This window comes from Streptomyces sp. NPDC043952 (assembly GCF_056435325.1).
Genome location: NZ_JBWKES010000019.1, coordinates 1 through 12,159 on the forward strand (window position 1 = coordinate 1; position 12,159 = coordinate 12,159).

11 protein-coding genes are annotated in these 12,159 nt (G+C 71.0%); 10 read left to right on the forward strand and 1 reads right to left on the reverse strand.

The genetic code is table 11. The features are described from left to right. The first annotated feature begins 213 nt into the window (after nucleotides 1-213). Nucleotides 214-639 carry a Rieske (2Fe-2S) protein gene (locus AC069R_RS21745; RefSeq protein WP_478768466.1) on the forward strand — a complete coding sequence of 142 codons (426 nt, stop codon included), beginning with the start codon at nucleotides 214-216 and terminating at the stop codon, nucleotides 637-639. Nucleotides 640-699: 60 nt separating this feature from the next. Here the strand turns inward: AC069R_RS21745 and AC069R_RS21750 are convergent, their stop codons facing one another. Then, nucleotides 700-1,650, reverse strand: a complete 951-nt coding sequence (locus AC069R_RS21750) for a hypothetical protein (protein ID WP_478768467.1) — start codon at nucleotides 1,648-1,650, stop codon at nucleotides 700-702. A gap of 345 nt (nucleotides 1,651-1,995) precedes the next feature. Between AC069R_RS21750 and uvrC the strand changes: the two genes are divergently transcribed. From uvrC to AC069R_RS21795, 9 genes are all read left to right on the forward strand, one after another. Then, nucleotides 1,996-4,485, forward strand: a complete 2,490-nt coding sequence (gene uvrC, locus AC069R_RS21755) for an excinuclease ABC subunit UvrC (protein ID WP_478768468.1) — start codon at nucleotides 1,996-1,998, stop codon at nucleotides 4,483-4,485. Beyond that, nucleotides 4,482-5,510 carry an RNase adapter RapZ gene (gene rapZ / locus AC069R_RS21760; RefSeq protein WP_478768469.1) on the forward strand — a complete coding sequence of 343 codons (1,029 nt, stop codon included), beginning with the start codon at nucleotides 4,482-4,484 and terminating at the stop codon, nucleotides 5,508-5,510. Before uvrC ends, rapZ begins: the two co-directional genes overlap by 4 nt. After that, nucleotides 5,507-6,598 (forward strand): gluconeogenesis factor YvcK family protein, encoded by a 1,092-nt coding sequence (locus AC069R_RS21765; RefSeq protein WP_478768470.1) that lies wholly within the window; start codon nucleotides 5,507-5,509, stop codon nucleotides 6,596-6,598. The genes rapZ and AC069R_RS21765 overlap by 4 nt, the downstream gene beginning before the upstream one ends. Next, nucleotides 6,589-7,578 (forward strand): DNA-binding protein WhiA, encoded by a 990-nt coding sequence (whiA, locus tag AC069R_RS21770; RefSeq protein ID WP_061919442.1) that lies wholly within the window; start codon nucleotides 6,589-6,591, stop codon nucleotides 7,576-7,578. The genes AC069R_RS21765 and whiA overlap by 10 nt, the downstream gene beginning before the upstream one ends. 415 nt (nucleotides 7,579-7,993) lie before the next feature. Next, complete coding sequence (gap, locus tag AC069R_RS21775) at nucleotides 7,994-9,001, forward strand: type I glyceraldehyde-3-phosphate dehydrogenase (RefSeq protein WP_145491580.1); 1,008 nt, start codon at nucleotides 7,994-7,996, stop codon at nucleotides 8,999-9,001. Nucleotides 9,002-9,147: 146 nt separating this feature from the next. Continuing rightward, a complete protein-coding gene (locus tag AC069R_RS21780; protein WP_397986527.1) occupies nucleotides 9,148-10,359 on the forward strand; it encodes a phosphoglycerate kinase in 1,212 nt (403 codons plus the stop codon). Nucleotides 10,360-10,365: 6 nt separating this feature from the next. Then, nucleotides 10,366-11,142: a triose-phosphate isomerase gene (tpiA, locus tag AC069R_RS21785; RefSeq protein ID WP_478768471.1), complete on the forward strand. Its 777-nt coding sequence runs from the start codon at nucleotides 10,366-10,368 to the stop codon at nucleotides 11,140-11,142. 125 nt (nucleotides 11,143-11,267) lie between these two features. Continuing rightward, complete coding sequence (secG, locus tag AC069R_RS21790) at nucleotides 11,268-11,498, forward strand: preprotein translocase subunit SecG (protein WP_397987321.1); 231 nt, start codon at nucleotides 11,268-11,270, stop codon at nucleotides 11,496-11,498. 210 nt (nucleotides 11,499-11,708) lie between these two features. Next, nucleotides 11,709-12,044, forward strand: a complete 336-nt coding sequence (locus AC069R_RS21795) for an RNA polymerase-binding protein RbpA (protein ID WP_003957010.1) — start codon at nucleotides 11,709-11,711, stop codon at nucleotides 12,042-12,044. The last annotated feature ends 115 nt before the right edge of the window (nucleotides 12,045-12,159 follow it).

The following is a 12,159-nucleotide window of genomic DNA, read 5'->3' on the forward strand; positions in this document are numbered from 1 at the left end:
CCACCCGCTACGACAAGACCACCCAGTCCTACCAAGCAGCCGTCACCCTCGCAGCACTCCTGATGTGGGCGTGACATTTGACGACAGATCCTAGGAGACGCGCTTCCCCGGTCCTGTCTTCCTCTGTCCTCGCGCACCCCACCCCGGCCCTCGGGGGCGCAATCGCGCCCCGGTATCGTCGCCGTGTACACCCCTTGACCAGTGGAGTCCGAGATGCCCACGCGTCCTTCCGCGAGCCGCCGTACCGTCCTTCGAGGGGCCGCCGTGGTCCCGGTCGCCGGGCTCGGCCTGGCCGCGTGCTCCGCACCGGGGAACGACGGCTCGGCCGCCACCCCGACCGCTCCGGTCGACCTCGGCGCCGAGAGCGAGGTCGCCAAGGGCGGTGCCAAGCTCTACAGGGACCACAACGTGGTGGTCAGCCGGGACAAGAGCGGCACGCTGAAGGCGTACAGCACGGTCTGCACGCATGCCGGGTGCCCGATCAACAAGCTCCAGGGGACGACCCTGATCTGTCCCTGCCACGGCAGCGAGTTCGACGCCGTGACTGGCAAGGTGGTCCAGTCGCCCGCCACCGAGCCGCTGACGGAGCTGTCGGTGAAGACGCAGAACGGCAGGATCGTCGCCGGTCCGGCCGCCTGACCCCCCGCCCGCGCCGCCGGCTCCAGCGGTCGGACCGACCGGCGGGCGGCGCGGCCCGGTTCACCGGGGCCAGTCCCAGGCGATGCCCACGATGCCCGGCCTGATGCGCGGCTCGACCACATGCACGCAGTGGTGCGGCCCCGTGACGAAGAGTTCCTGCCGGGCGCTGCGCGGGGCCTTTGGGGAGTGCTGCGTGAAGCGCCGGCAGCGCAGGGGCAGCGCGGTCGCGTCGAAGCGCACCTGGAGCGCGTACTGGCCGCCGGGCGCGTCGAACCAGTGCAGGTACTCGTGGGCGGCACCGGCCGTGCCGTCCTCGACGGCGTACCGGAAGAGGAAGGTGTCGCCGGCGCGCAGCCGGGTGTCAAAGAGCAGTTCGGCCACCAGTACACCGGCGTCCTGGTCCCGGCGGACGCGGCCCGTGCGGCAGTTCTCCAGGGCCCGCACCCTCATCTCGTGCGGAGCGCAGCCGGGGTCGCCCTGGTGGACGACCAGGAAGCGGTCGACGCCGTCGCGGTGCGCGCGCACGATGTGATGGGCCTCGCGCGCCGCCAGCTCGCGCCCGGCGCCGATCCTGACGCACTCGTGGTGGCCCAGGGTGTGCAGCCCGCTGTCGGCCGGCCGGTCCAGCTCGGCCCGGAACCGGCCCAGTACCCCCGCGGCCTCGACCAGGGAGCGGTACGAGCGGCCCGCCGGGGCCTCGGCCTCGCCGCACCGGCCGGACTCGGCGAGCAGCCGGATCAGGGACTCGTCCGGCAACTGAAGGATCTCCTCCAGGGCGCGGACGGCCCGCAGCGACTCCGGGCGCTGCGGGCGGCGCGCTCCCTGCTGCCAGTAACTCAGGCTGGTCACACCGACTTTGACGCCGTGGCACGAGAGATGGTGCTGGACGCGCTGGAGCGGCAGGCCGCGTGCGGCGATCGCGGCGCGTAGGGCCACGTGGAAGGGGCCGCCCCGCAGGGCCGTGTCCAGTTCCCCGGTGGGGAGGTCAGCGTGCTCTGGGGCATGCCGCATGCCGAGGGGCCTTTCTGTCGGTGTCACGACGGCTGGTCGGACCGTCTGCGCGGGTGTGCGGGGCCACCCCCGTGGCGCCGTGAACGCCCCTGGCTGCGCGCGCCGCGCCCCTTCCTGCGCGTGCCGGCCCCGAGTTCACCCGCATTGAAGCGTGTTGACCAGAACCCGACAACACCTTGAGGTCGTACGCCCCGGACTACTGGCCGGACCGCGTCCCTCACCGCCCGCCCGGCACCGGCGGGCCGGACCTCCGCGGGTCCGCGCGGGTGCCGCCGGACGAGCCGCGTGGCCGGGGTTATCCACAGGCCCGACGCGGTGTCGGTGCTCGCCAGTAGGGTGTGAGACATGGCCGATCCCTCCAGCTACCGCCCCAGGCCGGGTGAGATCCCGGACACCCCCGGGGTGTACAGGTTCCGTGACGAGCACCGCCGGGTGATCTACGTCGGAAAGGCGAAAAGCCTGCGCCAGCGCCTGGCGAACTACTTCCAGGACCTGGCGAACCTGCACCCGCGCACGCGGACGATGGTGACCACCGCCGCGTCCGTGGAGTGGACCGTGGTGTCCACCGAGGTCGAGGCCCTGCAACTGGAGTACTCCTGGATCAAGGAGTTCGACCCCCGGTTCAACGTCAAGTACCGCGACGACAAGAGCTACCCGTACCTCGCGGTGACGATGAACGAGGAGTTCCCGCGCGTCCAGGTGATGCGCGGTCACAAGAAGAAGGGCGTGCGGTACTTCGGGCCGTACGGACACGCGTGGGCCATCCGGGACACCGTCGATCTGCTGCTGCGGGTCTTCCCGGTGCGCACCTGCTCGGCGGGCGTGTTCAAGAACGCCGCCCGCACCGGCCGCCCCTGCCTGCTCGGCTACATCGGCAAGTGCTCCGCCCCCTGCGTCGGCCGGATCAGCCCCGAGGACCACCGGGACCTGGCCGACGAGTTCTGCGACTTCATGGCCGGCCGCACCGGCACCTACCTCCGCCGCCTGGAGAAGCAGATGATGGAGGCGGCCGAGGAGATGGAGTACGAGCGGGCCGCCCGGCTGCGCGACGACATCGGGGCCCTGAAGAAGGCCATGGAAAAGAGCGCGGTCGTGCTCGCCGACGCGACCGACGCCGACCTCATCGCGGTCGCCGAGGACGAACTGGAAGCGGCCGTGCAGATCTTCCATGTGCGCGGCGGCCGGGTGCGCGGCCAGCGCGGCTGGGTGACCGACAAGGTCGAGGAGATCACGACCGGCGCCCTGGTCGAACACGCCCTCCAGCAGCTGTACGGCGAGGAGACCGGGGACGCCGTGCCCAAGGAGGTGCTGGTCCCGGCGCTGCCCGAGCCGGTCGAGCCGGTCCAGGAGTGGCTGACCGGCCGCCGCGGGTCGAACGTATCGCTGCGCATCCCGCAGCGCGGCGACAAGAAGGCGCTCATGGAGACCGTGCAGCGCAACGCCCAGCAGGCGCTCGCCCTGCACAAGACCAAGCGCGCCTCCGACCTCACCACCCGTTCGCGCGCCCTGGAGGAGATCGCCGACGCCCTCGACCTGGACAGCGCCCCGCTCCGTATCGAGTGCTACGACATCTCCCACCTCCAGGGGGACGACGTGGTCGCCTCCATGGTCGTCTTCGAGGACGGCCTCCAGCGCAAGGGCGAGTACCGCCGCTTCCAGATCAAGGGCTTCGCCGGCCAGGACGACGTCCGCTCCATGCACGAGGTGATCACCCGCCGCTTCAAGCGGTACCTCGCGGAGAAGGAGCGGACAGGGGAGTGGGCCGACGGCGAGGAACCGGGCACCGACGGCGAGAGCGTGCTCACGGGCGAGGGGGCCGCGCCTGCCGAGACCGGGACCGCACGCACGTACGAGGAAGCCGCGCCCACGGACGAGGGAGCCACGCCCGCGAACGCCGGGGCCCCGCTCACAGACGAGAGGCCCGCGCCTGCCGATGCCGGGCCCGCGCCCGTCGCTTCCGGCACCGCACCGGAAGACGCCCCGACCACGCCCACCGGCACTGTGCCCGCGCCGGCCCCTGCCCGCACGGACTCCGGCACTCCCGCCGCCCCGGATTCCGGCACCCGCGCCGATGCGGATGTCCCCGCCCCCGCCGCCCCACTGCCCGCCGCCCCGGCGTCCGGCGTGCCCGCCACCCCGGAAGCCCCCGGAACCACCCCGCGACCCACCCCCCTCACCACCACCGAGCCCGACCCTCTCGACGATCCCCTTGGCGCCCCCCTCAACGGCTCCCTCAAGGACGACGACGGCCGGCCCCGGAAGTTCGCCTACCCGCCCCAACTGGTCGTGGTTGACGGTGGTCAGCCGCAGGTCGCGGCGGCCCGGCGGGCGCTGGACGAACTGGGGATCGACGACATCGCGGTGTGCGGACTGGCCAAGCGGCTGGAGGAGGTCTGGCTGCCCGGCGAGGACGACCCCGTGGTGCTGCCCCGCACCAGCGAGGGCCTGTATCTGCTCCAGCGCGTCCGGGACGAGGCGCACCGGTTCGCGATCACCTACCAGCGCACCAAGCGCGCCAAGCGCTTCCGCGCCGGCCCCCTGGACGACGTCCCCGGCCTCGGCGAGACCAGGAAACAGGCGCTCATCAAGCATTTCGGCTCGGTGAAGCGGCTGCGGTCCGCCACAATCGAACAGATCCAGGAAGTGCCCGGAATAGGCCGCAAGACGGCCGAGACCATCGCCGCGGCCCTCGCCCGGACGGCCCCGGCCGCACCCGCCGTGAACACGGCGACCGGAGAGATCATGGAAGACGAGGAACCCGAGACGACGGCGGGTCCCTCGGGGGAGCCCGTGACCGCGGGCCCCCCGGACGAACGACGGGGGCAGGAGACATGACCGAGCACGACGCACAGCCCGCACAGCGCCGAGATCAGGCCCACGCGGATCCGGGCGAGGAAACCGCCCCGCGGCCCGCCGGCCGGCAGACCGGCCAGGACACGGGCGACGACAACGGAGCACAGGTGAGTACGGGCGGCGACGCAGCCGGGGTCCCCGAAGCGGCGATCCCCGAGCTGGTGATCATCTCCGGCATGTCCGGAGCGGGCCGCTCGACGGCCGCGAAGTGTCTGGAGGACCTCGGCTGGTTCGTCGTGGACAACCTGCCGCCGGCCCTCATCCCGACCATGGTCGAACTGGGCGCCCGCTCCCAGGGGAACGTGGCGCGGATCGCGGTGGTGGTGGACGTCCGCGGCCGGCGCTTCTTCGACAATCTGCGCGAGTCCCTGGCGGACCTGGAGGCCAAGCACGTCACCCGGCGGATCGTCTTCCTGGAGTCCTCGGACGAGGCCCTGGTGCGCCGCTTCGAGTCGGTGCGCCGCCCGCACCCGCTCCAGGGCGACGGCCGCATCGTGGACGGCATCGCCGCCGAGCGGGAGCTGCTGCGCGAACTGCGCGGCGACGCCGACCTGGTGATCGACACCTCCAGCCTCAACGTGCACGAACTGCGCGCCAAGATGGACGCCCAGTTCGCCGGCGAGGAGGAGCCCGAGCTGCGGGCCACCGTGATGTCCTTCGGCTTCAAGTACGGCCTCCCGGTCGACGCCGATCTCGTCGCGGACATGCGGTTCCTGCCCAACCCGCACTGGGTCCCGGAGCTGCGCCCCTTCACGGGTCTCAACGAGGAGGTCGCCGCCTATGTCTTCAACCAGCCCGGCGCCAAGGAGTTCCTGGACCGCTACGCCGAGCTGCTGCGGCTGATCGCGGCCGGCTACCGCCGTGAGGGCAAGCGCTATGTGACCATCGCGATCGGCTGTACCGGGGGCAAGCACCGCTCGGTCGCGATGTCGGAGAAACTCGCCGCGCGCCTCGCGGCCGAGGGTGTGGAAACGGTGGTCGTACACCGGGACATGGGACGGGAATGACGGAACGTACACCGCGGCTGGGCCGGCTGCGCCGGATGGTGCCCGAGGCGCGCTCCGGCCGCGCGGGCGAGGCCCGCGCCGGCCGACCGGCCGAGGCCCGCGGGGGCCGCCCCCGCCGCAGGGGCGCACAGCCCAAGGTCGTCGCGCTCGGCGGCGGCATGGGCCTGTCCGCCTCGCTCGCCGCGCTGCGCCGGATCACCGGCGATCTCACCGCCGTCGTCACCGTGGCCGACGACGGCGGCTCCAGCGGACGGCTGCGGGACGAGCTGGGCGTGCTGCCGCCCGGCGATCTGCGCAAGGCGCTGGCCGCGCTGTGCGGGGACGACGACTGGGGCCAGACCTGGTCCCGCGTCATCCAGCACCGCTTCCAGTCCCAGGGCGATCTGCACGACCACGCGGTGGGCAATCTGCTGATCGTCGCCTTGTGGGAGCAGCTCGGCGACCACGTCCAGGCGCTGGACCTGGTCGGCAAGCTGCTCGGCGCGCACGGACGGGTGCTGCCCATGTCCGCCGTGCCGCTGGAGCTCCAGGCCCTGGTCAAGGGGCACGATCCGGAGCAACCGGAGGCCGTGGACACCGTGCGCGGGCAGGCGACCGTGGCGCTGACGCCCGGCGAGGTGCAGTCCGTACATCTGGTACCGAACGACCCGCCGGCCGTCCCGGAGGCCCTCGCGGCGGTCCTGGACGCCGACTGGGTGGTGCTCGGCCCCGGCTCCTGGTTCTCCTCGGTGATCCCGCATCTGCTGGTGCCCGAACTGCTGGACGCCCTGACCGAGACCAAGGCCCGCAAGGTCCTCTCCCTGAACCTCGCGCCGCAGCCGGGCGAAACCGACGGTTTCTCCCCGCAGCGTCATTTGGAGGTTTTGGGGCGACACGCCCCTAAACTCGCCCTGGACGTGGTGCTGGCCGACGAGGCCGCCGTGCCCGACCGCGACTCGCTCACCGAGGCCGCCAAGCGGCTGGGAGCCGCGGTCGAGCTGGCCCCGGTGGCCCGGACCGACGGAACACCCCGGCACGACCCGGAGCTGTTGGCCGCCGCGTACGACCGTATTTTTCGGATGCATGGAAGGATCGGCCCATGGCGATGACGGCAGCGGTGAAGGACGAGATCTCCCGGCTCCCCGTCACCCGGACCTGCTGCAGGAAGGCGGAGGTCTCCGCCATTCTGCGGTTCGCCGGCGGCCTGCATCTGGTGAGCGGGCGCATCGTGATCGAGGCGGAGCTGGACACGGCGATGGCGGCCCGCCGCCTCAAGCGGGACATCCTGGAGATCTTCGGGCACAGCTCGGAGCTGATCGTGATGGCGCCCGGCGGACTGCGCCGCGGCTCGCGCTACGTCGTCCGGGTCGTCGCGGGCGGGGACCAGCTCGCCCGGCAGACCGGTCTGGTCGACGGCCGCGGCCGGCCGATCCGCGGGCTGCCCCCGCAGGTGGTCTCGGGGGCCACCTGCGACGCGGAGGCGGCCTGGCGCGGGGCGTTCCTCGCGCACGGCTCGCTGACCGAGCCCGGCCGTTCCTCCTCCTTGGAGGTGACCTGTCCGGGCCCCGAGGCCGCGCTGGCGCTGGTCGGCGCCGCCCGCCGGCTGTCGATCGCCGCCAAGGCGCGGGAGGTGCGCGGGGTGGACCGTGTGGTCGTCCGGGACGGTGACGCGATCGGCGCCCTGTTGACCCGGCTCGGCGCGCACGAGTCGGTGCTGGCCTGGGAGGAGCGCCGGATGCGCCGCGAGGTGCGGGCCACGGCCAACCGGCTCGCCAACTTCGACGACGCGAACCTGCGGCGCTCGGCCCGCGCGGCGGTGGCCGCGGGGGCGCGGGTGCAGCGCGCGCTGGAGATCCTCGGTGAGGAGGTGCCCGAGCACCTCGCGGCGGCCGGGCGGCTGCGCATGGAGCACAAGCAGGCCTCGCTGGAGGAGCTGGGCGCGCTCGCCGACCCGCCGCTGACGAAGGACGCGGTCGCGGGCCGGATCCGCCGGCTGCTGGCCATGGCCGACAAGCGCGCCTCGGACCTGGGCATTCCGGGCACGGAGGCGAACCTGTCGGAGGAGCTTGCGGACAACCTGGCCGGCTGAGCCGCCGCACGCCGCACGCCGCACGCCGACACACCGGTGCCGGCCCCCGTCCGAGGGGGTCGGCACCGGCTTTCGTATGCCCTCCTGCGGTGCGTCGGAGGAGGGCATACCACAGGTGAGCGGAGGTCCCATCAACGGTGCGGATTCGGGGTAGTGAACAGGTGAGCCGACCCGCTCACGAACGAGTGACATCGACGTCAATAAGGGGCGACATTCGATAGCAAAAACGGGTGAATCAACTGCCGATCCGAGAGGGTCCGTACCTCTACTGCCAGGTACGAAACGCCTGCCCATGTATGCGCCATCTCGATGTCACCGAGGGGCCCTCAGAGAGGTAGGGTCGGTGGTGGTCGGGGACATCCCAAACAGAGCTCGCCGGCTCGCGTGGTCGGCGTACCAACGAGGAGATCGGTTCGTGACGATCCGCGTAGGCATCAACGGCTTCGGCCGCATCGGCCGTAACTACTTCCGCGCACTGCTGGAGCAGGGTGCGGACATCGAGGTTGTGGCTGTCAACGACCTGGGTGACACGGCCACCACGGCCCACCTGCTCAAGTACGACACGATCCTGGGCCGCCTCAAGCAGGAGGTCTCCCACACCGCCGACACGATCACCGTCGACGGCCACACCATCAAGGTGCTGTCCGAGCGCAACCCGGCCGACATCCCGTGGGGCGAGCTGGGCGTCGACATCGTCATCGAGTCGACCGGCATCTTCACCAAGCGCGAGGACGCCGCCAAGCACCTGGCCGGCGGCGCCAAGAAGGTCCTCATCTCGGCTCCGGCCAAGGACGAGGACATCACCATCGTGATGGGCGTCAACCAGGACAAGTACGACGCGGCCAACCACCACGTCATCTCGAACGCGTCCTGCACCACCAACTGTGTGGCCCCGATGGCGAAGGTCCTGGACGAGAACTTCGGCATCGTCAAGGGTCTGATGACCACGGTGCACGCGTACACCAACGACCAGCGCATCCTGGATTTCCCGCACAAGGACCTGCGCCGCGCCCGCGCCGCCGCCGAGAACATCATCCCGACCACCACCGGTGCCGCCAAGGCCACCGCCCTGGTCCTGCCGCAGCTCAAGGGCAAGCTGGACGGCCTCGCCATGCGCGTCCCGGTCCCGACCGGCTCCGTCACCGACCTGGTGGTCGAGCTCAGCCGCGAGGTCACCAAGGAAGAGGTCAACGCCGCCTTCCAGAAGGCCGCCGAGGGCGAGCTGAAGGGCCTCCTCGACTACACCGAGGACCCGATCGTCTCCTCGGACATCGTCAACGCCCCGGCGTCCTGCACCTTCGACTCCTCCCTGACCATGGTCCAGGAGGGCAAGAACGTGAAGGTCATCGGCTGGTACGACAATGAGTGGGGCTACTCCAACCGCCTCGTGGACCTCACGGTCTTCGTCGGCAACCAGCTCTGAAGCGCCGAAGACCGCAGCAGCACGACCGTGACATGAGAGCAGGGCTCGGCCAGCGCACCGTCGCGCTGACCGGGCCCTGTCTCGCGCATGGAGCACGTCCTCATACGATCAAGGTGCACCACGAGCCCTCCTCAGGAGTCCACTCAATGAAGACGATCGACGAACTTCTCGCCGACGGCGTAAGCGGCAAGCGGGTCTTCGTCCGCGCCGACCTCAATGTGCCGCTGGCCGACGGGACGATCACCGACGACGGCCGCATCCGCGCCGTGCTGCCCACCGTCAAGGCCCTCGCGGACGCGGGCGCCAAGGTGATCGTCGCCTCGCACCTGGGCCGCCCCAAGGGCGCCCCGGACCCCGCCTTCTCGCTGCTGCCCGCCGCAGAGCGCCTCGGTGAACTGCTCGGCGCCCCGGTCGCCTTCGCCCAGGACACGGTCGGCCCCGCCGCCCACGACGCCGTCGACGGCCTTCAGCCCGGCCAGGTCGCCGTCGTCGAGAACCTGCGTTTCAACCCCGGCGAGACCGCCAAGGACGACGCCGAGCGCGGCGAGTTCGCGGACCGGCTGGCCGCCCTCGCCGATGTCTACGTCGGCGACGGCTTCGGCGCCGTGCACCGCAAGCACGCCTCCGTGTACGACCTCCCGGCCCGGCTGCCGCACTACGCCGGTTACCTCATCGCCACCGAGGTCGGCGTCCTGAAGAAGCTCACCGAGGACGTCAAGCGCCCCTACGTGGTCGCGCTCGGCGGCGCCAAGGTCTCCGACAAGCTCGCCGTCATCGACCAGCTGCTCGGCAAGGCCGACCGGCTGCTCATCGGCGGCGGCATGGCCTACACCTTCCTCAAGGCCAAGGGCTACGAGGTCGGCATCTCCCTCCTCCAGGAGGACCAGATCCCGGCCGTCACCGAGTACATGGAGCGCGCCGAGAAGCTCGGTGTGGAGCTGCTGCTCCCGGTCGACGTCCTGATCTCCCGCGAGTTCCCGGACCTGAAGACCAAGGCGCCGAGCCAGTACGACACCGTCGACGCGGACAAGATCCCCGCCGACCAGGAGGGCCTGGACATCGGCCCGAAGACGCGGGCGCTGTACGCGTCGAAGCTCGCCGACGCCGAGACCGTGTTCTGGAACGGTCCCATGGGCGTCTTCGAGCACCCCGACTACGCCGAGGGCACCAAGGCGGTCGCCCAGGCGCTCGTAGACTCGAACGGTTTCACCGTCGTCGGCGGCGGTGACTCCGCCGCGGCCGTGCGCACGCTCGGCTTCGACGAGAACGCATTCGGCCACATCTCGACCGGCGGCGGCGCCTCCCTCGAATACCTCGAGGGCAAGACGCTTCCCGGTCTCGCCGCACTGGAGGACTGACCCCGTATGACCACCCGCACGCCGCTGATGGCGGGCAACTGGAAGATGAACCTCAACCACCTCGAGGCCATCGCCCACGTCCAGAAGCTCGCCTTCGCCCTGGCCGACAAGGACTACGAGGCCGTCGAGGTCGCCGTCCTGCCGCCCTTCACCGACCTGCGCTCCGTACAGACCCTGGTCGACGGCGACAAGCTCAAGATCAAGTACGGCGCCCAGGACATCTCGCAGCACGACTCCGGTGCCTACACCGGCGAGATCTCCGGCCCGATGCTGGCCAAGCTGAAGTGCACCTACGTGGTCATCGGCCACTCCGAGCGCCGCCAGTACCACAACGAGACCGACGACATCGTCAACGCCAAGGTCAAGGCCGCCTACAAGCACGGCCTGACCCCGATCCTGTGCGTCGGCGAGGAACTGGACGTCCGCGAGGCGGGCAACCACGTCAACCACACTCTCGCCCAGGTCGAGGGCGGCCTGAAGGACCTCCCGGCCGAGCAGGCCGAGACGATCGTGATCGCCTACGAGCCCGTGTGGGCCATCGGCACCGGCAAGGTCTGCGGCGCCGACGACGCACAGGAGGTCTGCGCCGCCATCCGCGCCAAGGTCGCCGGGCTGTACACCCGGGACGTGGCCGACAAGGTCCGCATCCAGTACGGCGGCTCCGTGAAGTCGGGCAATGTCGCCGAGATCATGGCCAAGGCCGACATCGACGGCGCCCTGGTCGGCGGCGCCTCGCTGGACACCGACGAGTTCGTCAAGATCGTGCGTTTCCGCGATCAGTGACGGGGCGGCGAGGCTGCCCGTGAGTAGGCGGTAGCCGCGATACGTCGTACTCTTGCGGGGGCACGGCCCAGGTGCTGTGCCCCCGTCGTCCATCCGAATCCGAGGAAGTTGGTCCAGCCGTGGTTTTGGGGTTCTCGATCGCCCTGATCGTCTTCAGCCTGCTGCTGATGCTGCTGGTGCTGATGCACAAGGGAAAGGGCGGCGGCCTCTCCGACATGTTCGGTGGCGGCATGCAGTCCTCCGTCGGCGGCTCCTCGGTCGCCGAGCGCAACCTCGACCGGATCACCGTCGTGGTCGGCGTGCTGTGGCTCGCGTGCATCGTGGTCCTCGGCATCCTGATGAAGACGAACAGCTGATCCCGGCCTTCCAGGCACACACATTCCGTACGTTGAGCCCCATGTCCGGCACGCGCTCCCGAGCGCGGCCTATCATGGGGCTTGCGTCTGGGTGCGGGGGCGGTAACTCCCATCACTGGACGCGCGTTGGGCCTTACGTAGACTGAGGCGCTCGCAGCGAAGCGGTACGCCGACTCGCTTCGCGGCACCATCACGCAGGGAGTTACGACCGTGGCAAGTGGCAACGCGATCCGGGGAAGCCGGGTCGGGGCGGGGCCGATGGGCGAGGCCGAGCGCGGCGAGTCCGCACCGCGGCTGCGCATCTCCTTCTGGTGCTCCAACGGGCACGAGACCCAGCCGAGCTTCGCCAGCGACGCACAGGTCCCCGACACCTGGGACTGCCCGCGCTGTGGCTTTCCGGCCGGCCAGGACCGGGACAACCCGCCGGACCCGCCGCGCACCGAGCCGTACAAGACGCACCTCGCGTATGTACGGGAGCGGCGCAGCGACGCGGACGGCGAGGCGATCCTCGCCGAGGCACTCGCCAAACTGCGCGGCGAGATCTAGACGTTGAGGCCCGGGGGGGGGGGCCCCGGCGGCCCCCCAGGGAAGTACCCTCCCACCCCCCCCCCCCCGCTCTTCCCCGCCCCCCCCCCCGCCCCTTTTGCGTAGAACAAAAGAA